Annotated in this window: 21 protein-coding genes and 1 tRNA gene; 15 read left to right on the top strand and 7 right to left on the bottom strand. The window is 70.4% G+C overall.

Annotation, left to right across the window (positions count from 1 at the left end; genetic code table 11):
* Positions 1–46 precede the first annotated feature (46 nt).
* The 7 genes from BLR02_RS14570 to BLR02_RS14540 are packed head-to-tail and all read left to right on the top strand — an operon-like array spanning position 47 to position 8,542.
* On the top strand, positions 47–1,663 hold the full coding sequence (locus BLR02_RS14570; protein ID WP_090663705.1) for an amidohydrolase: 1,617 nt from the start codon (positions 47–49) through the stop codon (positions 1,661–1,663).
* Positions 1,663–2,604 carry an ABC transporter permease gene (locus BLR02_RS14565; RefSeq protein WP_090663704.1) on the top strand — a complete coding sequence of 314 codons (942 nt, stop codon included), beginning with the start codon at positions 1,663–1,665 and terminating at the stop codon, positions 2,602–2,604. Before BLR02_RS14570 ends, BLR02_RS14565 begins: the two co-directional genes overlap by 1 nt.
* Complete coding sequence (locus BLR02_RS14560; protein WP_090663703.1) at positions 2,601–3,470, top strand: ABC transporter permease; 870 nt, start codon at positions 2,601–2,603, stop codon at positions 3,468–3,470. The genes BLR02_RS14565 and BLR02_RS14560 overlap by 4 nt, the downstream gene beginning before the upstream one ends.
* Positions 3,471–3,480: 10 nt before the next feature.
* Positions 3,481–5,061, top strand: a complete 1,581-nt coding sequence (locus BLR02_RS14555; protein WP_090663702.1) for an ABC transporter substrate-binding protein — start codon at positions 3,481–3,483, stop codon at positions 5,059–5,061.
* Positions 5,062–5,073: 12 nt separating this feature from the next.
* Entirely contained in the window at positions 5,074–6,507 is a 1,434-nt protein-coding gene (locus BLR02_RS14550; protein WP_090560247.1) for an amidohydrolase family protein, read from the top strand.
* Entirely contained in the window at positions 6,504–7,484 is a 981-nt protein-coding gene (locus BLR02_RS14545) for an ABC transporter ATP-binding protein (RefSeq protein ID WP_090663701.1), read from the top strand. Before BLR02_RS14550 ends, BLR02_RS14545 begins: the two co-directional genes overlap by 4 nt.
* Positions 7,481–8,542, top strand: a complete 1,062-nt coding sequence (locus BLR02_RS14540) for an ABC transporter ATP-binding protein (protein WP_090663700.1) — start codon at positions 7,481–7,483, stop codon at positions 8,540–8,542. Before BLR02_RS14545 ends, BLR02_RS14540 begins: the two co-directional genes overlap by 4 nt.
* Here the strand turns inward: BLR02_RS14540 and BLR02_RS14535 are convergent.
* On the bottom strand, positions 8,515–10,329 hold the full coding sequence (locus BLR02_RS14535; protein WP_090560250.1) for a PHA/PHB synthase family protein: 1,815 nt from the start codon (positions 10,327–10,329) through the stop codon (positions 8,515–8,517). The genes BLR02_RS14540 and BLR02_RS14535 overlap by 28 nt on opposite strands.
* Before the next feature lie 144 nt (positions 10,330–10,473).
* Here BLR02_RS14535 and BLR02_RS14530 point away from each other — a divergent pair, with 144 nt between their 5' ends.
* From BLR02_RS14530 to BLR02_RS14505, 6 genes are all read left to right on the top strand, one after another.
* Positions 10,474–11,010, top strand: a complete 537-nt coding sequence (locus BLR02_RS14530) for a hypothetical protein (RefSeq protein WP_090663699.1) — start codon at positions 10,474–10,476, stop codon at positions 11,008–11,010.
* Positions 11,011–11,120: 110 nt separating this feature from the next.
* Positions 11,121–12,341: an LL-diaminopimelate aminotransferase gene (locus BLR02_RS14525; protein WP_090560252.1), complete on the top strand. Its 1,221-nt coding sequence runs from the start codon at positions 11,121–11,123 to the stop codon at positions 12,339–12,341.
* Between the two features lie 35 nt (positions 12,342–12,376).
* Positions 12,377–13,687 (top strand): homoserine dehydrogenase, encoded by a 1,311-nt coding sequence (locus BLR02_RS14520; RefSeq protein WP_245704790.1) that lies wholly within the window; start codon positions 12,377–12,379, stop codon positions 13,685–13,687.
* 63 nt (positions 13,688–13,750) lie between these two features.
* Complete coding sequence (glpX, locus tag BLR02_RS14515) at positions 13,751–14,746, top strand: class II fructose-bisphosphatase (RefSeq protein WP_090560254.1); 996 nt, start codon at positions 13,751–13,753, stop codon at positions 14,744–14,746.
* A 4-nt stretch (positions 14,747–14,750) separates the two neighbouring features.
* Positions 14,751–16,526 (top strand): single-stranded-DNA-specific exonuclease RecJ, encoded by a 1,776-nt coding sequence (gene recJ, locus BLR02_RS14510; RefSeq protein WP_090560255.1) that lies wholly within the window; start codon positions 14,751–14,753, stop codon positions 16,524–16,526.
* Between the two features lie 196 nt (positions 16,527–16,722).
* Positions 16,723–16,995 carry a hypothetical protein gene (locus tag BLR02_RS14505; protein WP_090560256.1) on the top strand — a complete coding sequence of 91 codons (273 nt, stop codon included), beginning with the start codon at positions 16,723–16,725 and terminating at the stop codon, positions 16,993–16,995.
* Positions 16,996–17,029: 34 nt separating this feature from the next.
* Here BLR02_RS14505 and BLR02_RS14500 read toward each other — a convergent pair whose 3' ends face one another.
* The 6 genes from BLR02_RS14500 to BLR02_RS14475 form a co-directional block, all read right to left on the bottom strand.
* Positions 17,030–17,644, bottom strand: a complete 615-nt coding sequence (locus BLR02_RS14500) for a YcbK family protein (protein WP_090560257.1) — start codon at positions 17,642–17,644, stop codon at positions 17,030–17,032.
* A gap of 133 nt (positions 17,645–17,777) precedes the next feature.
* On the bottom strand, positions 17,778–18,770 hold the full coding sequence (locus tag BLR02_RS14495) for an ABC transporter ATP-binding protein (RefSeq protein ID WP_090663697.1): 993 nt from the start codon (positions 18,768–18,770) through the stop codon (positions 17,778–17,780).
* Between the two features lie 17 nt (positions 18,771–18,787).
* Positions 18,788–19,624, bottom strand: coding sequence for an ABC transporter permease (locus BLR02_RS14490; protein WP_245704789.1), 837 nt, complete (start codon positions 19,622–19,624; stop codon positions 18,788–18,790).
* On the bottom strand, positions 19,621–20,544 hold the full coding sequence (locus BLR02_RS14485) for an ABC transporter permease (RefSeq protein ID WP_176849574.1): 924 nt from the start codon (positions 20,542–20,544) through the stop codon (positions 19,621–19,623). The genes BLR02_RS14490 and BLR02_RS14485 overlap by 4 nt, the downstream gene beginning before the upstream one ends.
* Positions 20,545–20,546: 2 nt before the next feature.
* Positions 20,547–21,629, bottom strand: coding sequence for a pyrimidine utilization protein A (rutA, locus tag BLR02_RS14480; RefSeq protein WP_090560260.1), 1,083 nt, complete (start codon positions 21,627–21,629; stop codon positions 20,547–20,549).
* 17 nt (positions 21,630–21,646) lie between these two features.
* A complete protein-coding gene (locus tag BLR02_RS14475; protein ID WP_090663696.1) occupies positions 21,647–22,942 on the bottom strand; it encodes an ABC transporter substrate-binding protein in 1,296 nt (431 codons plus the stop codon).
* Between the two features lie 241 nt (positions 22,943–23,183).
* Between BLR02_RS14475 and rutA (BLR02_RS14470) the strand changes: the two genes are divergently transcribed.
* Positions 23,184–24,290: a pyrimidine utilization protein A gene (gene rutA / locus BLR02_RS14470; protein ID WP_245704788.1), complete on the top strand. Its 1,107-nt coding sequence runs from the start codon at positions 23,184–23,186 to the stop codon at positions 24,288–24,290.
* Between the two features lie 76 nt (positions 24,291–24,366).
* Positions 24,367–24,442: transfer RNA gene (locus tag BLR02_RS14465), tRNA-Glu, on the top strand.
* Positions 24,443–24,482: the final 40 nt, after the last annotated feature.

Raw genomic sequence — 24,482 nt, 5'->3', positions numbered from 1 at the left:
GGGCCGCCGCGGTGACGGACCATCCCGCCGCTTGGGGGAGGGCCGGATGACTGCTGACCTGCTGCTCGAAGGCCGCGTCTTCCGTGGTCTCGCTGGGGGCTTCGCCGAGGCGGTGGCGGTGAAGGACGGGCGCGTCCTCGCCATCGGCACGCGGGACGAGGTGGCGGCGGCGGCGGGGCCTGGCACGCGGCGGGTCGCGCTCGGCGGGCGCGTGGCGATCCCGGCCTTCAACGAGGCGCATATGCACCTGCTGCCCTATGGGCTCGGGCTGACGCAGGTGAATCTGCGGGCCGAGGAGGTGAGGAGCCTCGACGAGGTGCTGGGGCGGATCCGCGCGGCGGCGCGGGCGGTGCCGAAGGGGGCCTGGGTGGTCGGGCGCGGCTACGACCACAGCGCGCTCGATGTCGGCCGGCACCCGACATCGGCGGAGCTGGATGCAGCGGCGCCGGACAACCCGGTCTGGATCGTCCGCACCTGCGGGCATATGGGCGTCGCCAACGGCGCCGCGCTGCGGGTCGCCGGCATCGGGCACAACACGCCGGACCCGGAGGGCGGCGTGATCGAGCGGCGCGGCGGTGGCCTGACCGGCCTCGTGCAGGAACGCGCGATGCGGCTCGTGCAGTCGGCCATGCCGAAGCCGGACGAGTCGCAAATGGTGGATGCCATCGAGGCCGCCTGCCGGCAGCTGGCCTCCATGGGCTTCGCCTCGGCGACCGACATGAATGTCGGCATGACGGCGGGGATGGCGGAGGTCGGCGCCTATGAGGCGGCGAAGGCGGCGGGGCGGCTGCCGCTGCGCATGTGGCAGGTGCTGGCGGGCAACCCGGAGGGCATCGCCGAGGCGGCCTGGGAGGCGGGGCTGCGCCCGATGGCGGGGGATGACTCGCTGCGCTGGGGCGCGGTGAAGGTCTTCGCCGATGGTAGCGCGGGCGGGCTGACGGCGGCCTTCTTCGACCGCTACGTACCGGCGGATACGCGGGGCGTCTTCACCTTCCCCGACGAGACGATCCATGCGCTGCTGCGGCGCTACCATGAGCAGGGCTGGCAGCTCGACATCCATGCGATCGGCGATGCGGCGATCGAGCAGGTGCTGCAGGGGATGGAGGCGGCGGATTCGCCAGCGCACCCCTTCGCCGGGCGGCGGCACCGGATCGAGCATTGCGGCTTCGTCACGCGCGACCAGCGGCGGCGGATGCTGGCGCGCGGCATCCTGCCGGTGCCGCAGCCGGTCTTCATCTACGAGTTCGGCGATACCTACATCGCCAATCTCGGGCGGGAGCGGAGCGAATACGCCTATCCGATGCGGACCTGGCTGGAGGAGGGGCATCACCCGGCGGCGTCCTCGGACTGCCCGGTCTCGACCGTCGATCCCTTCATCAACCTCTTCACCATGCTGACGCGGCGGACGAACAGGGGGACGGTGCTCGGCATCGAGGAGGCGCTGACGCCTGAGCAGGCGGTGCATTGCCAGAGCTGGTGCGGTGCCTACACGCAATTCGCCGAGGACCGGCGTGGGACGCTCGAGCCCGGGATGCAGGCGGATATCGCCGTGCTGTCGCAGGATGTCTTCGCCATCGCGCCCGAGGCGGTGCTGGAGACGCGCGCCGACCTGACGCTGCGCGACGGCCTGTCGATCTTCGACCGGCATGGCGAGCTCGCCTGATGGCGCGCCATGCGCTGCGGCGGATCCTGCTCGTCATCCCGGTGCTGCTCGGGGTGCTGCTGATCGGCTTCCTGCTGATGCAGGTGGTGCCGACCGACGCGGCGACGGTGCGCGCCGGGCCGACCGCGACGCCCGAGGTGGTGGAGGCGATACGCCGCGACCTCGGGCTCGACCGGCCGCTCTACGTGCAATTCGGACTCTATCTTTGGCGGCTGGCGCAGGGCGATCTCGGCGTCTCCATCATCAACAACGTCCCCGTCTCGCAGGAGCTGGGGGCGACGATCGGGCCGACGCTCGAGCTGATGGTGGCGAGCCTCGTCTGGGCCATCCCGCTCGGCATCCTGATGGGGACGGCGGCGGCCTATTGGCGGGGCGGGGCGATCGACAAGGCGATCCTCGCCGTCAGCGTCGCCGGCGGCTCGGTGCCGGTCTTCTTCCTCGGCCTGCTGCTGATCTGGTTCGTCGGCTTCCAATGGCAGCTCCTGCCCTTCACCGGGCGGGGCGGGCCGCTCTGGACGATGGAGGGGCTGCAGGCGATCGTGCTGCCGGCGCTGACCCTCGGCGGCGTTTTCATCGGGCCGGTCGCGCGGATGACGCGGACGGCGGTGCTCGACGTGCTCTCGGCCGATCATGTGCGGACGGCGCGCGCCAAGGGGCTGACGGAGCGCCGCGTCGTCACCATGCATGCGCTGCGCAACGCGCTGATCCCGGTGGTGACGCTGGTCGGCTTGCAGATCGGCTTCCTGCTCGGCGGCGCGGTGGTGACGGAGACGGTCTTCTCCTGGCCCGGCGTCGGGCGGCTGGCCGTCGGCGCCATCCTCTCCTCCGACCTGCCCATGGCCCAGGGGACGATCATCGTGCTGTCGAGCGGCTTCATCCTCATCAACCTGGCCGTCGACATGCTCTACGCTGCGCTCGACCCGCGGATGCGCGCGGCATGAGCGCGACGACAGCCGAGGCGGAGGCGCCGCGCCGGCCCGGCCTGCTGGCCCGGCTGCTGCGGGACCCGGCGGCGGCCGGTGCCCTCATCTTCACCCTGCTGCTGCTCGCGGCGGCGGCCCTGGCGCCCTGGCTGGCGCCGACCGACCCGCTCGACAACAACCTCGCCCTGTCGATGCAGCCGCCCGGCTCGCCGGGCCTTCCGCTCGGCGCCGATGCCCAGGGGCGGGACATGGTGACGCGCATGCTCTTCGGGCTGCGCGCCTCGCTGCTGATGGGCTTCTCCGCCACGCTGGCGGGGGGTGTCGTGGGCGTGCTGCTCGGCTTCCTCGCCGCCTTCTACCAGCGCTGGCTGGACGGGCCGATCATGCGGCTGATGGACATGATGCTGTCCTTCCCGGCCATCCTGGTCGGGCTGGCCATCGCCGCGATCTTCGGCCCGGGCCTGTCCAGCGTGGTGCTGGCGCTCGCCATCGCCACCGTGCCGCTGATGGCGCGGATCGCCCGCGGCAGCGCGCTGGTGACGATGCGGCTCGACTACATCGAGGCGGCGCGCGCCATCGGCATGACCGATGCGCGGCTGATCTGGCGGCACCTGGCGCCCAATTGCCTCTCCGCCATCTTCGTCTTCACCACGCTGCGCTTCGGCCAGGTGATCCTGCTCGGCTCGGCGCTCTCCTTCCTCGGCCTCGGGGCGCAGCCGCCGACCGCCGAGCTGGGTGCCATGGCGAGCGAGGGGCGGAATTTCCTGTTCTTCGCGCCGCATATCGCGGTCATTCCCTGCATCGGCATCTTCGCCATCGTGCTGGCCTTCAACCTGCTGGGGGATGCGCTGCGCGACGCGCTCGACCCGCGGCTTCGCTTCTGAGGAGAGTCGGATGAAACAGCTTCTCGCCGCCGCGCTGCTCGCCGTCTCGGCCGGCACAGCGCTGGCCCAGCCGGCGCCGCGCAACACGCTGGTCGTGCTGCGCGAGATCGATGCCGACAATTACGACCCGCCGCGCTCCACCGCGCGTTCGGCGGGCGAGAGCATCTACATGATGAGCGACACGCTGGTCTCGCTCGACTGGGACATGAAGACGGTGAAGCCCGGCCTCGCCGAGCGCTGGGAGGTCTCGCCGGACGGCAGGACCTATACCTTCCACCTCCGCCGCGACGTGACCTTCTGCGACGGCAAGCCCTTCACCGCGCGCGACGTGGTCTACACCATGAACCGCTGGCTGGATCCTGCGACGCGGAGCCCGGTGCGCTGGCGGGCGGGGCCGGTGAAGGAGATCCGCGCCAGGGACGACCATACCGTCGAATACGAGCTGAACGAGCCCTATGGCGAGCTGCTGTACCAGCTCAGCCTGTTCTTCGCCTCCATCGTCGACCAGGCGACGGTCGAGAGGCTCGGGCCGAATTTCGGCGTGCAGGGCTTCAACGGCACCGGCCCCTATTGCTGGGTGAGCTGGACGCCGCGGCAGGAGCTGGTGCTTCAGAAGCACCCGAACTACCGCTGGGGCCCGCCGATCTACGCCAACCCGGCGCCGCAGGTGGACCGGGTGATCTGGCGCGTGGTGCCGGAGAGCCAGACGCGGCTGGCGGCGCTGCAGACCGGCCAGGCGGATGCGACGCAGTACATCCCGCCCATCGCCATCAGCCAGCTGCGGCAGATGCCGAATGTGCGGATGTCGACGCAGGAGAACTATTTCTGGGACTATTTCGTCGGCTTCAAGGTGGACAAGCCGGTGATGAACGACCCAGCGGTGCGCCGGGCGATCAACCAGGCAGTCAACCGCGCGGCCATCGTCCAGGCGGTATGGTTCGGCTCGGCGAAGCCGGCGGATGCCTATCTCAACCCGAACACCGCGGGCTACGACGCCGAGGCGGCGAAGCTGGTGCCGGGCTATGACCCCGAGGCGGCGAAGCGCACCCTCGACGAGGCCGGCTGGCGCATGGGCCCCGACAATGTGCGGGTGAAGGACGGGCAGCGCGCCAGCTTCCTCACCTATGTCATCAACACCCAGCAGAGCCGGCAGGTGCTGGAGGCGATGCAGGCCGACCTGCGGCGGGTCGGCATCGAGATGAAGATTCAAATGTGGGATGCGACGGTGGGCTGGGGGCGGCTGGCGACGCAGGAATTCGACGCCTTCATGATGTCCTACCCCTATGTGACGGCGACGGACGGCTTCTCGCTCTATTTCGACAGCCGCAACCGGCCGACGCCGAACCGGATGAACTGGTCCGACCCGGCGACCGACCGGGCGCTGGAGCAGGCCAAGGTGGCGCTCGACCCGGCGGCGCGCATGGCGGCGATCGCCGAGGCGCAGCGGCTGGTCGCGGCAGCGAATGTTTGGTTTCCCGTGGCGCGGGAGCAGCTCTGGGTCGCCTCCTCGATGCGGGCCGAGGGCGTGCGCGCGCATGGGATCTACGGTGTCGCGCTCTATAAGGGCCTCGACATCCGGCTGACGCGATAAAGGGAGAGAAGAATGCCCGTCACCCTCATCCGCAACGCGGATATCGTCCTGGCCTGGGACGAGGCCACCAAGCAGCATGTCTACATGCCGAATGGCGACGTCGCCTATGAGGACGGCAAGCTGCTCTTCGTCGGGCGCGACTATGCCGGGCCGGTGCAGGAGACGATCAGCGGCAGCGGCATGATGGTCATGCCGGGGCTGGTGAACATCCATTCCCACCCCTCCTCGGAGCCGATGAACAAGGGCTTCACCGATGAGGTGGGGACGCCGGGCCTCTATAATTCCTCGCTCTACGAGTACCTGCCGATCTTCCGCCCCGACCCGGACGCGGTGCATAGCTGCGTGCGCGTGGCGCTGTCGGAGCTGCTGCTCTCCGGCGTCACCACCGTCGCCGACCTCTCCGTAGCCCATCCGGGTTGGCTCGACCTGCTGGCCGAGAGCGGCATGCGCGTCTGCATCGCGCCGATGTTCCGCTCCGCCCGCTGGTTCACCAAGAACGGCCATGTGGTGGAGTATGAGTGGGACCCCTCGGCCGGCGAGAAGGCGATGGAGGAGGCCTTCGGCCTGGTGGAGCGGGCCGAGCAGCATGAGAGCGGCCGCCTCTTCGGCATGGCGGTGCCGAGCCAGATCGACACCTGCACGCCGGAGCTGCTGAAGGACAGCCGGGACGAGGCGCGGCGGCGCGGTATCTCCTGGCAGATCCACGCCGCGCAGTCGGTCTCGGAATTCCACGAGATCACGCGGCGCCACGGCTTCACCCCGATCGGCTGGCTGTACGAGCAGGGGCTGCTCGACGACCGGGCGATCATCGGCCACGGCATCTTCCTCGACGACCATCCGAGCACGCCCTGGCATACGCGGCGCGACCTCGACATCCTGGCCGAGACGGGGACGACCGTCGCGCATTGCCCGACCGTCTTCGCCCGGCGCGGCATCACGCTGAAGCATCTCGGGCGCTACAAGCGCACCGGCGTGAACATGGGCATCGGCACCGATACCTATCCGCACAACATGCTGGATGAGATGCGCCTCGCCGCCTACCTGGCGCGGACCCAGGCGACGGACCCGCGCAGCATCACCACGACCGAGCTGTTCGAGGCGGCGACGGTGGGCGGCGCGCGGGCGCTCGGGCGGCCGGATATCGGAAGGCTGGCGCCGGGCTGCCGGGCCGACTTCGTGCTGGTGGACATCACCCACCCGCAGATGCGCCCGGCGCGGGACCCGGTGCGCAGCCTGATCTACGCCGCGGGCGACCGGGCGCTGCGCGCCGTCTATGTCGACGGGCAGCAGGTGGTGAAGGATGGCGAGGTGCTGACTATCGACTACCGCGCCGCCGCCGAGCATCTGCATGAGTCGCAGAAGCGCGTGGCCGAGCAGGTGCCGCAGCATGACTGGGCGCATCGCACGGCCGAGAAGATCGCCCCGCCGAGCTTCCTCTGGAAGTGACCGCCGGGCCCATCCTCAGGATCGAGGGGCTGCGCACCCGCTTTGGCGGCTTCGCGGCGGTGGATGGCGTCGATCTCGATGTGCCGCGCGGGCGGACGCTCGGCATCGTCGGCGAGAGCGGCTGCGGGAAATCCGTGCTGTCGCTCTCGGTGATGGGGCTGGTGCCGCGGCCGGGGCGCATCGCCGAGGGGCGCGTGCTGCTGGAGGGGCGCGACCTGCTCACCCTGCCGCCGGCGGCGATGCGGCGGGTGCGGGGAGGGGAGGTGGCGATGATCTTCCAGGAGCCGATGACCTCGCTCAACCCGGTCCATACCGTCGGCGCGCAGATCGTCGAGGCGATGCGGGCGCATGAGCCCAAGGGACAGGGGTCCGCGCGCGACCTGCGCGAGCGGGCGATCGCGGCGCTCCGGCGGGTGCGGATCCCCTCGCCGGAGCGGCGCTTCGAGGAGTATCCGCACCAGCTCTCGGGCGGGATGCGGCAGCGGGTGATGATCGCCATGGCGCTGGCCTGCGCGCCGCGCCTGCTGATCGCCGACGAACCGACGACCGCGCTCGACGTGACGGTGCAGGCGCAGATCCTCGACCTGCTGCGGGAGCTGCAGGCGGAGACGGGGATGTCGATCATCCTCATCACCCATGACCTCGGCGTGGTGGCGGAGATGGCCGATGAGGTGGCGGTGATGTATGCGGGCCGCGTGGTGGAGCGGGCGCCGGCCGCTGCCCTCTTCGAGGACCCGCAGCACCCCTATACGATCGGCCTGCTCGGCTCCGTGCCGCGGCTGGATGAGGAGCGGACGCGGCTGCTCGCCATCGAGGGCAGCGTGCCGCCGCCCTTCGCCTTGCCACCCGGCTGCCGCTTCGCGCCGCGCTGCCCCTTCGTGGCGGAGGCCTGCCGCGCCGAGGTGCCGGCGCTGCGGGGGATCGGGCCGGCGCATGGCGTCGCCTGCCTGCGGGCGCCGGTGGAGCTGGCGGCATGAGCGCGCCGCTGCTGGAGGTCGAGGGGCTGGCCCGGCACTGGGCGGTGAAGGGCGGCACGGTGCGGGCGGTGGACGGCGTCTCCTTCGCCCTCGGCCGGGGCGAGACGCTGGCGCTGGTGGGTGAGAGCGGCTGCGGGAAGTCGACCACCGCGCGGCTGGCGCTGCGGCTGATCGAGCCGACGGCGGGGCGGGTGCGGATCGACGGCACCGACATCACCGGCCTGTCCGGCGGCGCGATGCGGCGGATGCGGCGGCAGGCGCAGATCATCTTCCAGGACCCCTATGCCAGCCTCAACCCGCGGCTGACGGTGGGGGAGGCGATCGCCGAGCCGCTCATCGTCCATGGCATCGGCGATGCCGCCAGCCGCGCGGCGCGGGTGCGGGAGCTGCTGGGGCTGGTCGGGCTGGCGGCCTGGCAGGCGGGGCGCTTCCCGCATGAGTTCAGCGGCGGTCAGCGGCAACGGATCGGCATCGCCCGGGCGCTGGCGGTGCAGCCGGCGCTCATCATCTGCGACGAGCCGGTTTCGGCGCTCGACGTCTCGATCCAGGCGCAGGTGGTGAACCTGCTGAAGGACCTGCAGGCGCGGCTCGGCCTCGCCTACCTGTTCATCGCCCATGACCTGGCGGTGGTGAAGCACATGGCGGACCGGGTGGCGGTGATGTATCTCGGCCGCATCATGGAGGTGGCGGACAAGCGCAGCCTCTTCGCCAATCCGCGGCATCCCTATACGCGGGCGCTGCTCTCGGCCATCCCGCAGCCCGATCCGCGGCGGCGGGGGATGGTGAAGCCGCTCGGCGGCGACGTGCCGAGCCCGCTCAACCCGCCGCCCGGCTGCCGCTTCCACACCCGCTGCCCGCATGCCGAGGCCATCTGCCGCGAGGTGGAGCCGCCGGATGTGGAGGTGGCGCCCGGGCATCGCAGCGCCTGCCACTTCGCCGCCGCGCTGCCGCCGGTGGAGGCGCTGGCGGGCGAGGGGCTTTCGCCCATCGCGGCGCGGCGGCTGGCGCTGTTCGCGGAACGGAAGCCCACTCAGTCGGCGCCGAGCACCTTGACGTAGCTGCCGGGCGCATCCTCGAGCGCCGGCAGGGCGCCGGAGCCGGGGATGCGGGCGGGCACCTGCTCCTTCGCTCCCTTGTCCTGCGAGGTCACCCAGCGCTGCCAGTCCGGCCACCAGGAGCCGGCCAGCTCGGTCGCACCGCCGAACCAGGCCTCCGGGTCGGGCGGCAGGTTCTCATTCACCCAGTGGCTGTACTTGCCGCTGCCCGGCGGGTTCACGATGCCGGCGATATGGCCGGAGGCGGCGAGGACGAAGCGGATCGGGCCGCCATAGATCTGCGTCGCGCGGTAGGTCGATTTCCAGGGCGCGATATGGTCCTCGCGCGTCGAGATCATGTAGCTCGGCACCTTGATCTTGCGCAGGTCGATCTTCACGCCCAGCAGGTCGAGCTCGCCCGGCTTCACCAGGTCGTTCTGCTGGTACATGCGGCGCAGGTAGAAGCTGTGCATCTTCGCCGGCATCCGCGTGGAATCGTCGTTCCAGTAGAGCAGGTCGAAGGGGAAGGGCTCCTGTCCCAGCAGGTAGTTGTTGACGACGAAGGACCAGATGAGGTCGTTGGCGCGGAGCATGTTGAAGGTCGTCGCCATCTCGCGGCCCTCGAGATAGCCGCGCTGCTGCATCTTCTCCTCGAGGCCGCGCAGCTGCTCCTCGTCGATGAAGACGCTGAGCTCCCCGGCTTCCTCGAAATCGGTCATGGTGACGAAGTAGGTGGCGGTCTTGACGCGGGTGTCGCGCTTGGCCGCCATATGCGCCAGCGTCGTCGCCAGCAGCGTGCCGCCGAGGCAGTAGCCGATGGCGTTGACCTGCCGCTCGCCGGTCGCCTGCTCGATGGCGTCGAGGGCGGCATAGACGCCCTCGTGCATGTAGTCGTCGAAGCCCTTCTCGGCGAGGTGCTCGTCCGGGTTCACCCAGGAGACGACGAAGACCGTATGGCCCTGGTCGGTCGCCCATTTGACGAAGGAGTTCTTCGGCCGCAGGTCGAGGATGTAGAACTTGTTGATCCAGGGCGGGAAGATCACCAGCGGGCGCCGCAGCACCGTCTCGGTCGTCGGCGCGTACTGGATCAGCTGCATCAGGTCGTTCTGGTAGACGACCTTGCCGGGCGTGACCGCGATGTTCTCGCCGACGCGGAACTTGCTGTCATCCGTCATGCGGATGCGGAGCTTGCCCTTGCCGCGCTCGAGGTCGGCGAGCAGGTGGGAGAGGCCCTTCAGAAGGTTCTCGCCACCCGTCTCGGCGGTCTTGCGCAGCACCTCCGGGTTGGTGAGGAGGAAATTGGAGGGGCTCATCGCATCGACGAATTGCCGCGTGTAGAAGTCGACCTTCTGCGCCGCCTTCTGGTCCAGCCCCTCGACGCTGCCGACGACGGTCTGGAAGTAGCGGGCGCTGAGCAGGTAGGACTGCTTGATGAAGTCGAAGACCTCGTTCTCGCGCCAGGCCTCGTCCTTGAAGCGGCGGTCGCGCGGATCCTCGGCGATGACCGGCTGGGATGTCTCGCCCAGCATGCGGCGGGCGGTGTTCTGCCAGAGGGTCAGGTAGTCCTGCCAGAAGCCGAGCTGGGCCTGGACCAGCCGGGCGGGGTTCGCCATCAGCCGGGTCGTCATTTCGAGGAAGGCGCCGCCGATATTCAGCGGGTCGGGCGTGGCGGTGCCCGATTCCGACTGGCGCTTGAGGAAATCCGCCACGATCCGCTGGCCGCGCTCGGCGACCTCGGACATGGTGCGGGTGACCAGCGCCGGGTCGGGCAGCCGGAATTGATTGTTGTCAGGTATTTTTTCTTCGGCCATGGCGCATCCTACCCTTGGCGGGTGGTAGGCTCCAACCCTGCTGCGGGCCCGGGGTTGCTTTCCCGCCAGGCCATTCCGCGTTAACCAGGGCATGGAATGGAGGCGGTATCGATGCGGCATGTGAGGTTCCGGGCGGGAGCGTGCATGCCACAGGTCCTGACCCTGGCCATGCTGCCGGCCCTGGCCGGCTGTACCATCCCGAAGGCAGTCAACCCGGTGGAGATCTATCGCACCGTCACCGGCGCGGTCGATGAGGGCCGCCCGCCGCCGCCGGGGCTGGACCGGGGGCGGCCCAACCTCGCCAGCGTCCCGCCGCGGCCGGAGCGGCCGCCGCCCGAGGTGCGGGATGCGATCTCGGCCGCCCTTGTCGCCAACCGGGAGCAGTCACGGGCGGCGCTGGCGCCGCGCGCCGTGCCGGCGCGGCCGGGTCAGGCCGCCCCGGGCGACCCGGCCATCCCGGCCTCACCGCCCGCCCGGGCCTCGCTGGCCGGCGCCCCCGCCATTCCCTGGAGCGACACCGCGCCGCGGGGGAGCGACACCGCGCCGCGGGCCCGGCCGCCGCAGGGTGGGGGGCCGGCTGCCGCGCCGGAGCCGGCGCCGCCCGCCATGCCGGACCTGGCCCCCGCCCCGCCGCCGCCCGACCTGCTGGGCCCGCCACCACGGCCTGAGCTGCGCCCCTAGCTCCGCCGCCCCATCTGCGCCAGGCGGACCTCGCGGCAGCGGGCGCAACCGGCTATAGGGGCGGGCCGGGCAGCCCTCTGGCCCGGCGCAACCCGATCGGACCCAAGTCGATGACCGAGGAATTCCACCGAATCCGCCGCCTGCCACCCTATGTCTTCGCGGAAGTGAATGCCGCCAAGGCCCGGGCCCGTGCAGCCGCAGAGGACATCGTGGATCTCGGCATGGGCAACCCGGACAGCCCGACGCCACCCCATATCGTCGCCAAGCTGATCGAGGCGGTGCAGGACCCGCGGACGCACCGCTACTCGATGTCGAAGGGCATCCCCGGGCTGCGGCGGGCGCTGGCCGGCTATTACGACCGCCGCTTCGGCGTGAAGCTCGACCCGGAGCGGGAGGTGGTGGCGACCCTCGGCAGCAAGGAGGGGCTGGCCAACCTCGCCCAGGCGATCAGCAGCCCGGGCGACACCATCCTGGTGCCGAACCCCTCCTACCCGATCCACCAATTCGGCTTCATCATCGCCGGCGCCTCCGTCCGCAGCCTGCCCTGTACGCCGGATGACGAGATGCTGGCGGCGATCGACCGGGCCGTCCGGCATTCCGTGCCGAAGCCGACGGCGGTCATCGTCAATTTCCCCTCGAACCCGACCGCCCATCTCGCCAGCATCGAATTCTACCGCGACCTGGTGGCGCTCTGCCGCCGGCATGAGCTCTTCATCCTCTCCGACCTCGCCTATGCCGAGCTCTATTTCGGCAGCGTCCCGCCGCCCTCCGTGCTGCAGGTGGAGGGGGCGAAGGATGTCACGGTGGAGTTCACCTCGCTCTCCAAGACCTACAACATGCCGGGCTGGCGGATGGGCTTCGCCGCCGGCAATGAGCGGCTGATCGGGGCGCTGACGCGGGTGAAGTCCTACCTGGACTATGGCGCCTTCGCGCCGATCCAGATCGCCGCCGCCGCCGCGCTGAACGGGCCGCAGGATACGGTGGCCGAGATGCGGACGCTCTACCGCGAGCGGCGGGACCTGCTGGTGAAGGGGCTGCGCCAGGCGGGGTGGGAGACACCCTCGCCCGAGGGCTCGATGTTCCTCTGGGCGCCGATTCCGGAGAAATTCCGTCATCTCGGCAGCGTCGAGTTCAGCAAGCTGCTGCTGGCGCGGGCCAAGGTGGCGGTCGCGCCGGGCCTCGGCTTCGGCGAGCATGGCGACGGGCATGTCCGCATCGCCCTGGTCGAGAACAACCAGCGCATCCGCCAGGCGCTCCGCGGCATCCGCAGCTTCCTCCAGGGCGACAATCTCGGCCCCGTGGCGGCCGAGAAGGAGCAGGTCTCGGCATGAGCGCGTCTGATCGTGGACGGCCGCAGGCCGGGAGCGTGAGTCAGCCGCGTCCTGAGCATAAGCCTCTCTCGGTTGCGGTCGCCGGCCTCGGGACGGTCGGCGCCGGCCTCCTCAAGCTGCTCTCCGAGAATGCCGATATCGTCGCGGCGCGGGCCGGGCGGCCGGTCACGGTCGGCGCCGTCTCCGCCCGGACGCGCGGGCGGGACCGGGGCGTGCCCCTCGATGGCCTGCGCTGGTATGACGACCCGGTGGCGCTGGCCGCGGACCCCGGCACGGATGTCGTCGTCGAGCTGATCGGCGGCAGCGACGGGCCGGCTCGGGCCCTGGTCGAGGCGGCCATTGCCGCTGGCAAGCCGGTGGTCACCGCCAACAAGGCGCTGCTCGCGGTGCATGGCGCGGCCATTGCCGAACTCGCCGAGGCCCGTGGCGTGCCGCTGGCCTTCGAGGCCGCCGTGGCGGGCGGCATCCCGGCCATCAAGGGGCTGCGCGAGGGGCTGGCGGGCAACCGCATCCGCCGCGTCGCCGGCATCCTCAATGGTACCTGCAACTACATCCTCACCGTGATGCGCGAGCAGGGGCGGGAATTCGCCGAGGTGCTGGCCGAGGCGCAGGCGCTTGGCTATGCCGAGGCCGACCCCTCCTTCGATATCGACGGCATCGACGCGGCGCACAAGCTGGCGATCCTGGCCGCGCTTGCCTTCGGCCGGCCGGTGGAATTCGGCGCCGTGCATGTCGAGGGCATCCGCGAGGTGACGGCGCTCGACATCGCGCTCGCGGGCGAGCTCGGCTACCGGATCAAGCTGCTCGGCATCGCCAGCCGCGACGCGGCGGGGATCTCGGCGCGGGTGCATCCCTGCATGGTGCCGGTGGCCGCACCCATCGCGCGGGTGGATGGCGTGTTCAACGCGGTGGTGGCGGAGGGCGATTTCGTCGGCCGGGTCATGCTGGAGGGCCGAGGGGCCGGGGCGGGGCCGACCGCCAGCGCCGTGGCCGCCGACCTGATCGACCTGGCGCGGGGCCGGCACACGCCGGTCTGGGGCGCGGCCAGCGGGGCGCTGGACGCAGCACCCTCGGTGCCGATGGACCGGCATTGTGGCGCCTACTACCTGCGGCTGATGGTGCTCGACCGGCCCGGCGTCATCGCCGATGTCACCGGCATCCTGCGCGACGAGGCGATCAGCCTCGAATCGATGCTGCAGCGCGGCCGGGCGCCGGGCGAGGCGGTGCCGGTGGTGCTGACCACGCATGATTGCGAGGAGGCGGCGATGCGGGCGGCGCTGGCGCGGATCGCCGCGCTCGATTCCGTGCTGGAGAAGCCCGCGCTCATCCGCGTCGAGCCGCTGTAGGATCACCCGCGACTCCGCCGCGGCAGAAGCGGCACAGGCTTTAGGACGACAAGGAAGCAGACCATGGCAGCAATCGAGGCCACCCACGGCAAGGTCGTCGACCGCAACCTGGCGCTGGAGCTGGTGCGGGTGACCGAGGCCGGGGCCATCGCCGCCTCCCGCTGGATCGGCCGGGGCGACAAGAACGCCGCCGACGGCGCCGCGGTGGACGCCATGCGCAAGGCCTTCGACACCGTCGCCGTCAGCGGCGTGGTGGTGATCGGCGAGGGCGAGATGGACGAGGCGCCGATGCTCTATATCGGCGAGAAGATCGGCCTCGGCGGGCCGGAGGTGGATATCGCGGTCGATCCGCTGGAGGGCACCTCCATCACCGCCAAGGGCGGCCCGAACGCGATCGCCACCCTGGCGCTTGCCGAGAAGGGGGGCTTCCTCCACGCCCCCGACATCTACATGGACAAGATCGCCATCGGGCCTGGCTTCCCGGAGGGGCTGGTCGATCTCGACGCCTCGGTCGAGGAGAACCTCCGCGCCCTGGCCCAGGCGAAGCAGTGTGAGGTGGGCGACCTCATGGTCTGCACCCTCGACCGCGACCGCCACAAGGCGATGATCAAGGCCTGCCGGGCCGCGGGCGCGCGCATCACCCTGCTCGGCGACGGCGATGTCTCGGGCGTCATCGCGGTCAGCCAGCCGGAGACGGGCATCGACATCTATATCGGCTCGGGCGGCGCGCCGGAGGGCGTGCTGGCGGCGGCGGCGCTGCGCTGCATCGGCGGCCAGCTGCAGGGCCGCCTCCTGTTCGAGAATGAGGAGCAGGTGGAGCGCGCCCGCACCATGGGCATCACCGACCCGAACCGGAAATACAGCGTCGATGAGATGGCGCGGGGCGACGTGATGTTCGCCGCCACCGGCGTCACCACCGGCCCGATGCTGCGCGGCGTGCGGCGCACCGCGACCGGCGCCATCACCCATTCCATGGTCATGCGTAGCAAGTCGGGCACCGTCCGCTATGTCGAGGGCCATCACAACTTCGACCGCAAGCCGATGCCCTTCTTCGGCTGAGACCATGGCCGAGCCTGTTCTCGGCATTGGCCGCAGCCTGACCGGCCGGCGCTGGGTCTGGCGCGAGGCCGAGCCGCGGCTGGGCCTCGCCATCGCCCAGCGGGCCGGCCTGCCTGAGCTGGTCGGCCGGCTGCTGGCGGCCCGCGGCGTGCCGCTCGAGGGTGTCGGCGACTTCCTCGAGCCGACGCTGCGCGCCCTGCTGCCCGATCCGTCCCGGCTGATCGACATGGATGCCGCCGCCGAGCGGCTGGCGCGGGCCGTCCTCGCCGGCGAGACGGTGGCGGTGTTCGGCGATTACGACGTGGACGGCGCCTGTTCCGGCGCGCTGATGGTCCGCGCCCTGCGGCGCCTCGGCTGCACCGTCAGCCACTACGTGCCGGACCGGCTGAAGGAGGGCTACGGCCCCAACCCGGCCGCCATCCGCATCCTCTGCGAGCGCGGGGCGACGCTGATCGTCTGCGTCGATTGCGGCATCGCGGCGCATGAGGCGCTGGCCGCCGCCGAGGGGCGGGCCGATGTGGTGGTGCTCGACCACCACAAGTCGGAGGGGCCGGTGCCGCGCATCGCCGCGGCGGTGAACCCCAACCGGCTCGACTGCACCTCCGGCCTGCGCAACCTCTGCGCCGCGGCGGTTGCCTTCCTCGCTGTGGTCGCGCTGCACCGGGCGCTGCGGCGGGCGGGGCATTTCGCCCAAGGGACGGAACCCTCGCCGCTCGAATTGCTCGACCTGGTGGCGCTGGCGACCGTCTGCGACGTGATGCCGCTCACCGGCGTCAACCGGGCGCTGGTGACGCAGGGGTTGAAGGTGATGGCCCGGCGCGGGCGGGCGGGCATCGCCGCGCTGCTCGATGTCGGGCAGGTGCGCGATGGGCCGACGGCGCATTCCCTGGGCTTCGTGCTCGGCCCGCGGATCAATGCCGCCGGGCGGGTGGACGAGCCCGATCTCGGCATGCGGCTGCTGCTCTGCGACGACCCGGTCGAGGCGCGGGCCATGGCCGAGCGCCTGGATGCGGTGAACCGGCGGCGGCAGGAGGTTGAGGCTGAGGTGCTGGGCGCTGCCTTCGCCGCGGCCGAGGCGCAGCATGCCGCCGGGCACCCCGTGCTGCTGGTCGTCGGGGATGGCTGGCATCCAGGCGTGGTCGGCATCGTCGCCGGGCGGGTGAAGGAGCGGTTCAACCGGCCCGCCTGCGTCGCCGGGCTGGCGGGCGGGCTGGCCAAGGGCTCCGGCCGCTCCGTCCCCGGCGTCGATCTCGGCGCGGCCGTCATCGCCGCGCGGCAGGCGGGGCTGCTGGAGACGGGTGGCGGGCATGCCATGGCTGCCGGCTTCAGCTTCCTGGCCGGGCGGCGGGAGGAGCTGCATGCCTTCCTCGACGAGCGCCTGGCCCAGGCGGGCGGGCTGCCGGGTGCCGCCGACCTGGTGGTGGAGGGCAGCGTCGCGGTGCCGGCCGCCACCACGGACCTCGCCTGCCAGGTCGAGCGGCTGGCGCCCTTCGGCGCCGGCAATGAGGAGCCGGTCTTCGTCCTGCCGCGGGCTCGGGTGGTGCGGGCCGACCGGGTGGGGAAGGAGGGCAACACCATCCGCGCCTTCCTCGAGGGCGAGGCGGGAGGGCGGCTGAAGGCCATCTGCTTCCGCGCCAAGGAGGGGCCGCTGGCCGAGGCGCTGCTGGCCCGGCAGGGCACGCCGCTGCATCTCTGCGGCCAGATCCGGGCCGAGCGCTGGAACGATACGGTGACCGCCTGCCTGCATGTGGTGGATGCGGCGACAGTCCCGTCTGCTTAGGGCGGTTTCCGTTCGCGCTGGCTCACGGATAAAGCAAATACCTCCGACCAAATTATTCCATCTGATCGGAGGTGTTTGCTTGAGGGGCCGCCCTGTCACACGGCGTCACGTGTTGCCCCGAGATTGCGGCGGAATGGCCCGAATGCAGCCTTGCCCCGGGTGGAGCGTTGCCGCATCGACCACGAAGGAGTTGGCCATGCGCCGCTTGATCCTCGCCACCCTGCTCGGGCTCGGGCTCCTGTCCGGAGCGGCTTCCGCGGCCCCGGCCCGGCCAGCAGGCACCGCCCTGGCCATGACGGAAGCCTCACCACTGGTGCCGGTGCAGTATCGCCGCCACTACGCCCCGCCGCCGCCACGGCCCTATTACCGGCGCCACTATGCGCCGCCGCCACGCCGCTACTACCGGCCGCGTTACGCGCCGCCGCGGGCGCGCTACGCGCCGCCACCACGGCCCTATTACCGCTACTGAGGGTGGCGGGGCGGAGGCCCCGCGATGCCCGCGGTCAGCGCGTGCGCGTCGAGGCCCAGGCTTCGGCGATGCGCGCGATGGGGTCCTCGGGAACGGCACGCGGGGCGCTGCTGCCGGACGGGCCGCCGGGTACGTCGCCCCAGCGCCGCACCGGCCCGCTGTCGAGATGGATGAAGCCGCGGCTGGCATAGACGCCGACGCCGCCGCGCTTCATCCCCAGCGCGGCATCGGTGAAGCCCGCCAGCTGCGCGGCGGAGACGCAGACATCGAGTGCCGAGGCACGGAGATGCTGGCTGTTGCCGGCGCCGCAGACCAGCGCGTTGGTCTCCGGCGTGCGGAAGCCTGAGACAACGAGGAATTCGCCGCGCCAGCGGGCACGCTGCCCGGCCTCCCAGAGGATGTCGATGGCCGTCGGGTCGAAGGCATGCACCGTGCCGGTGCGGCTGTCGGCCAGCACGGCCGAGATCTCGGCGAGAGCGCCGGGATCGACCGCGCGCCCGTCATGATAGAGGCCGTTGAAGCGCGCACCCGTCGCCGCATGGCGCAGGGTGAGCCGCCGCGCGGCCGGCAGCGGTCGCTGCGTGGCGAGGGCGGGGGCGGAGAGGGCGACGGGCGCGAGGGCGCCGAGCAGGAGGGACCGGCGATTCATGCAACCTGCCTAACCGTCCGGGGCAGGTCGCGGAACCCTTGCTCGCGCGAACGCGTCCGCGCTCCCGCAAGCGCGATCCCCGCATCAACCTGACGCTGCGTGCCGGTTGATGCTGTTGCTGCTCGGTTATGGGTCAGCCCATTTCCGCCAGCGCATGCGCATCGCGCTCGCGCCAGACCAGCGTGGCGGAATCGCCGGGTGCGACGGGCTCGGCGTAGAATTGCTCATCCGGCACCAGCACGGAGGCATCCTGCCCCTCGCCGACCGAGAGGGCGACGCGCACGCTGCTGCCCTGATACTCCACCGCCGCGACGCGGCCGGGGAGATGCGGGCCGTCACCGGCGGCGCCGAGGCGGCAGCGGTCGGCGCGTACCGCGATGGGGCCGCCCGGCCCCGCCAGCACATTGTGGCCGCCGATGAAGCGGGCGACGAAGGCGCTGACCGGCCGCTCGAAGACCTCGCGCGGCGGGCCGGCCTGGCGGATATGCCCGTCCTGCATCACCACCATCAGGTCGGCCAGCGCCATCGCCTCGTCCTGGCTGTGCGTGACATGGATGAAGGTGATGCCGAGCTCGCGCTGCAGCCGCTTCAGCTCCTCGCGCACGCGGCTGCGGAGGAAGGGGTCGAGCGCCGAGAGCGGCTCGTCCAGCAGCAGCACGCGCGGGCGGGTGATGAGCGAGCGGGCGAGGGCCACGCGCTGCTGCTGGCCGCCCGAGAGCTGCGCGGGCAGGCGGTCGGCGAAGCCCTCCATATGGACGAGGGCGAGGTACTCGCGCGCCCTGGCATGGCGCTCCGCCTTGGCGGTGCCGCGCATCTTCAGGCTGAAGGCGACATTGTCGAGGCAGGAGAGGTGCGGGAACAGGGCATAGGACTGGAACATCATCGCCGTGCCGCGCTCGAGCGGCGGGAGGTCGGTGACGTTCTGGTCGTGGATGAGGACATCGCCCTCGGACACCACCTCATGCCCGGCGATCATCCGGAGCGTGCTGGTCTTGCCGCATCCGCTCGGCCCCAGCAGGCAGCAATAGCTGGCCGGCGGGATGCGGAGCGAGATACCGTCCACGGCGGTGGTCTCGCCATAGCGCTTGGTGACGGAGACCAGCTCCACATCGAAGCGGTGGTTCATGCCTTGGGGCTCCTCTGTCAGCGGGCGGCCGCGGCGCGGCGGCGCTGGAGGCGGATGACGAGGGCGAGGGTGGCGCCGATGACGAGGAAGGAGACCGCCGTCGTCAGCGTGCCGATGGCAAACAGCGTCGGCGAGGTGGCGCTCGAGATCAGCGCGTAGATCTCGAGGGGGAGGGTGTTGCGGTTGCCGGCGACGAGCGTGGTGCGGGCGTATTCGTCGTAGCTGAGGGTGAAGGCGCCCATCGCCACGCCGAGGATGCCGGGCAGCAGGATGGGCAGCGTGACATGGCGCAGCCGCTGCCAGGCGCTGGCGCCGAGATCGGTCGCCGCTTCCTCATAGGCGCGGTTGAAGCGGTTGAAGACCGCGAACATGGCGAAGAGGCCGAAGGGCAGCGTCCAGGTGAGCTGGGCGGCCAGCGCCGAGGTGAAGAGGCCTGGCTCCCAGCCGAAGAGCTGGAAGCCGAGGCCGATGCCGAAGCCGACGAGGAGGCTCGGCATCACCAGGCTGGCGACGGCGAGGTAGAACAGCACCCCCGAGCCCGGGAAGCGGCGGCGGAAGCCCATGCCGGCCGCCACCGAGATCAGCACGGTGAGCAGGCTGACGATGGCGGCGAGGAGGAGGGAGCGGCCGAAGGCAGCGGGGATGTTCGCCATCTGCCCGGGCCGCAGGATCTCCTCGAACCAGAAGGTGGAGCTGCCCACCATGGGGAAGGTCACGCCGCCATCCGGCCCCTGGAAGGAGAGCAGGTAGATGACGAGCATGGGCCCGTAGAGGAAGAGCAGGAACAGGCCCATCAGCGAGGCGAGGGCATAGAAGGTCCAGGGGCGCCGCTCGCGCGGGTCCCGCGCGCTCACCGTACCAGCTCCTTCCGCACATCGACGACGCGCATCATGCCGGCGACCATCAGGGCGACGAAGAGCACGAGGACCATCGAGGCGGCGGCGGCCGGCGGGTATTGCATCGCCTGGATCTCGGTGGCCAGGGCCGAGACGATGGAGGCGCTCTGCCCGCCGCTCATCTGCTTCACCACGAAGAAGTCGCCCATGACCTGGGTGAAGACGAGGATGGAGCCGAGGGCGATGCCGGTCTTCGACAGCGGGATCACCACATCGGCCATGGTGCGCCAGCGGCTGGCGCCGGCGTCGCGCGCCGCCTCGAGCAGCGCCGGGTCGATCTTCGCCAGGGAGTTGGCGATGGGTCCGATCATCAGCAACGTGAAGAGGTGCACATAGGTCACGCAGACGGCGAAGGGCGAGAAGAGCAGGAATTCGAGCGGCTTCTCGGTCAGGTGCACCTGCATCAGCGCCTGGTTGAAGGCGCCGTTACGGCCGAGGAAGGGGATCCAGGCGATGGTGCGGATGATGCCCGAGGTCCAGAAGGGAATGGCGCAGAGCAGGAACAGCACCGTCCGCACCATGCGGCTGCGGACATGGAAGACGAGGAAGTAGGCGATGTTGAAGCCGAGGAAGAGCGTGATGCCCCAGACGATGAAGGCGAATTTCAGCGAGCTGAGATAGACGCGGAGCGTGGCCGGCGTGGTCAGCAAATCGCGGTAGTTGTCGAGCAGGAAGTCCGGGTAGATGCCGACGCGGTCGTAGTCGTAGAAGCTGACCACCAGGAAGATGAGCGTCGGCAGCGCGAAGAAGGCGATCAGGATGATGCCGAGCGGGCCGACCTGGAGCAGCGAGACGAGCTGCGGCGAGAGGCGGAGGCGCCGGCGGCGGCGCGGGCGGGGCGTGACGGCGATGCCCTCGGCGGGTTGGGTGATGCTCATCCTCAGGCGGCCCGCCGGAGGGCATCACGGCAGCGCATCAGCGGCAGGATGCGGGTGCCGAATTGCTCCATGCCGATGACGAAGTCGTCGAAGGTCAGCATGACGCCGCGGACGCCGGGGACCTCCGCCATCTCGTCCAGCATGCGGGCGATGGAGGCGTAGGAGCCGCAGAGCACGCCCTGGTTGGTGGGCAATTGCTGCTCGGTCAGCAGGCGGCGGCGGTTGGGGCCGGCGAATGGGTCGGGGTTCGGGTCGTCGGAGGATTGCGCATCGCGCCAGGCGATGGCCTCGATATCGGTGCCGGCCTTGTAGTGCTCCCATTTCGCCTGGGCGGCGGCATCGGTCTCGTCGGCGATGATCATGGTCAGCACCAGGGCGCCGCAGTCGCGCCCGGTTGCCTTGTTGGCCTCGACGAGGCGGGCAACGCTCGGCGCCACCGCCTTCGGGTCGTTGAAGCCGGTGCTGGCGCAGAAGTTGTAATCGGCATGCTCGGCGGCGTAGCGCGTGCCGGCGCCGCTCTGCGCCGCGCAGATGATGGGGATGGGGCGCTGCGGCAGCGGGCTGCAGCGGCAATCCTCCATCCGGAAGAAGCGGCCCTTGAAGTCGGAGCGGCCGGTGGACCAGAGATCCTTCAGGATGGTGACGTATTCGGTGCAGTACTCGTAGCGGTTGGCATAGTGCTCCGCGCCCGGCCAGATCCCCATCTGGGTGTACTCGGCGCGCTGCCAGCCGGTGATGAGGTTCAGCCCGAAGCGGCCGTGGGAGATGCTGTCGATCGTCATCGCCATGCGGGCGGCGATGGCGGGCGGCAGGGTGAGCACGGCGCAGGTGGCGAAGAGCTGGATGCGGCTCGTCACCGCGGCGAGCCCTGCCATCAGGGTGAAGGATTCGAGGTTGTGGTCCCAGAAGCCGCTCGGCCCGCCGAAGCCGCGCAGCTTGATCATCGAGAGGGCGAAGTCGAAGCCGAAGCGTTCCGCCTTCTCGACGATGGTGCGGTTCAGGTCGAAGCTCGGCATGTATTGCGGGGAGTTGGTCGAGATCAGCCAGCCATTGTTCCCGATGGGGATGAAGACGCCGAGCTGCATGATGCGCGCTTCCCTGCTCAGGAGGTGATGAACTCGTTCCATTTCCGGGTGAGGTAGCGGTCCTCATCCATCACGGAGTTCCAGACCGCGATGTTGCCCATGCGCTGCCAGAAGGCGCCGCCATCGCGGACCTCGCCGGGCTTGATCGCGGGCTTGCCGAAGGGGTCGGGCAGGTCGGTCGCGGCGGGCTTGCCGTCGTACCAGTAGTCCCACTCGGCCGGGGTGAGGACCTTCCGCACCGTCTCCGGCTGGGCCGAGTAGTAGCCCTGGCGGGCGATGAAGGCGCCCTGGAAGCCCGAGGCGTACCAGTTGGCATATTCGATGGCGCAGTCGCGCTTCAGCCCCGTCAGGTGCTTCATCAGGCCGAGATTGTAGCCCCAGCCCCGATAGCCCTCCTTCAGTGGCTGGAAGGTGCAGGGGATGCCGCGGGTGCGCACGGCGGAGACGGCGGGCGACCACATCGACTGGATGACCACCTCGCCCGAGGCCATCAGGTTCACCGACTGGTCAAAGGTCGTCCAGAAGGAGCGGAACTGGCCACTGCGCTTGATCTCCATCATGAGCGCGATCGTCTTGTCGATCTCGGCGCGCGTCATGTTGCCCTTGTTGCCGTAGGCCATGCTGCCGCGCGCCTGCACTGCCATGGCGACATCGATGATGCCGATGGTCGGCTGGTCCTGCAGCGCCGCCTTGCCCTTGAAGGCGGGGTCAAGCAGGTCCGCCCAGCTGGTGATCGGCCGTCCGGTGAGGTCGGGGCGGATGCCGAGCGTGTCGGCATTGGTGACCGATGGCATGCCTGTCACCCAGGCCGTCGGGCCGGGGGCGAAGGCCTTGCCCTCCTCGGTGGTGGCGTAGAGCACGCCATAGGGGGCGAGGCCCTCGGTCGAGGCCTTGCGGCCGTCCGGGTACTCGCCCTTGGTGAAGACCGGGATGGTCTGGTCCCAGTATTTGAGCTTCGAGACCGGGATGGTCTGCAGGACGTTCCGTCCGACCAGATACTTCAGGAAGGTGATGCTGACATCGGCGACGTCGATGGCGCTCGACTGCGAGAGGAAGCGGTTCAGCAGGTCGGCATTCTCGCTCGCCTGCATACGCACGGTGAAGCCGAGATCCTTGCCCGCCTGCTCGGCGATCTGCGGGATGGCGGTGACCGGCGGCCCGGCATGCTGCAGCGTGATGTCGCGGATGTTCTGCGCCCAGATGGTCGGGAAGCCGGTGAGGGCGCCGGAGCCGGCAGCGGCGCCGATGGCGGCCTGGAGCAGGCGACGGCGCGTGGGACCCTTCGCCTGGCCCTCATCGATCGGCTTCGACATCGTGCCTCCTTCCTGTTGCAGGGGTGGCTGGCCTCTGTGCCGGGGCGTCATTGCCATGGGTCAGATGCCGCGCCGCACAAAAGTGAATGCCAGATAGGCAAATGGGGGAAATCACGAGTAAGTGGCCATTTTTAGGGCCTGTATGGTGCAGTTTTGATTGGATATTAAGCATTCGCTCTGTCCGATCAGACGAGGGGGGCGGCATGGCGCTTGCTGCTCCGGCCAGGGTCGGCAGAGGGACATGCGGATCATGCAAATCGGCGTCTTCATCCCCATCGGGAACAATGGCTGGCTGATCTCGACCACCTCGCCGCAATACAGCCCGAGCTTCGCTCTCAACCGCGAGGTGGTGCAGCGCGCCGAGCGCTACGGCTTCGACTTCGCCCTCTCGATGATCAAGCTGCGCGGCTTCGGCGGGCCCTCAGGCCACTGGAACGAGAATCTCGAGAGCTTCACGCTGATGTCGGCGCTGGCCGCCGTCACCTCGCGCATCGAGCTCTATGCGACGGTGCCGGTGCTCGCCATCCCGCCGGCCATCGCGGCGCGCATGGCCGTCACCATCGACGATGTCTCCGGCGGGCGCTTCGGCCTCAACCTCATCACGGGCTGGCAGCGGGCGGAGTATGCGCAGATGGGCCTCTGGCCCGGGGATGCGCATTATGCCCAGCGTTACGACATGCTGACGGAATATGTGGAGGTAATGCAGTCGCTCTGGAATACCGGGCGCTGCGACCTGCAGGGGCGCTTCTACACCATGGAGGATTGCCGCCTGGCGCCGCAGCCTTCGCGGCCGATCCCGCTGATCGCCGCCGGCACCAGCGAGCCGGGCATGGCCTTCGCCGCGCGGCACTGCACCTATAATTTCTGCACCGGCAGCGGCGCCATCAATGATCCGCGCGACAGTGCCGGAAACGTCGCCAAGCTCCGGGCCGCGGCGGAGGCAGCGGGCAGCCCGACCCGGGCCCTGGCGCTGACCATGGTCATCGCCGACGAGACCGATGAGGCGGCCATGGCGAAATGGCGGCACTACAAGGCCGGGACCGATCTCGAGGCGATCGCCTGGCGGTCGGAGCAGGCCTCGGGCGACAAGGCGGCGGCTCCCAATTCCCACTCCTTCCATCTCCGGCAGAGCGAGCCGCTGCCCAATGCCGGGTCGAAGCTCATCGGCTCCTACGCCACCGTGGCCCGGCTGCTGGACGAGATGGCGGAGGTCGAGGGGCTGGCGGGGGTGATGCTGACCTTCGATGATTTCATCATCGGCATCGAGCAGTTCGGCCAGCGCATCCAACCCCTGATGCGCAGCCGGGCCCGGGCAGCGGCCCTGGCCGCCGCCCTGGCCGCCGCATGACGCGGAGGCTGGACGTTCCGGCCGGGCCGGTGTAGTTGGGCGGCCCGCAGCCCACTCGGGCTGCGGTGCAGGCCAGGTCCCCATCGTCTAGAGGCCTAGGACACCAGCCTTTCACGTTGGTAACACGGGTTCGAATCCCGTTGGGGACGCCAGCCGGTCGCCATCCTGCCAGGGCGCACGGCGAGTGCGGCG

It is taken from the genome of Belnapia rosea (genome assembly GCF_900101615.1).
Lineage (GTDB): Bacteria > Pseudomonadota > Alphaproteobacteria > Acetobacterales > Acetobacteraceae > Belnapia > Belnapia rosea.
Note: the sequence above shows the minus strand (reverse complement) of the source record. Positions and strands in the feature narration are given on the sequence as shown.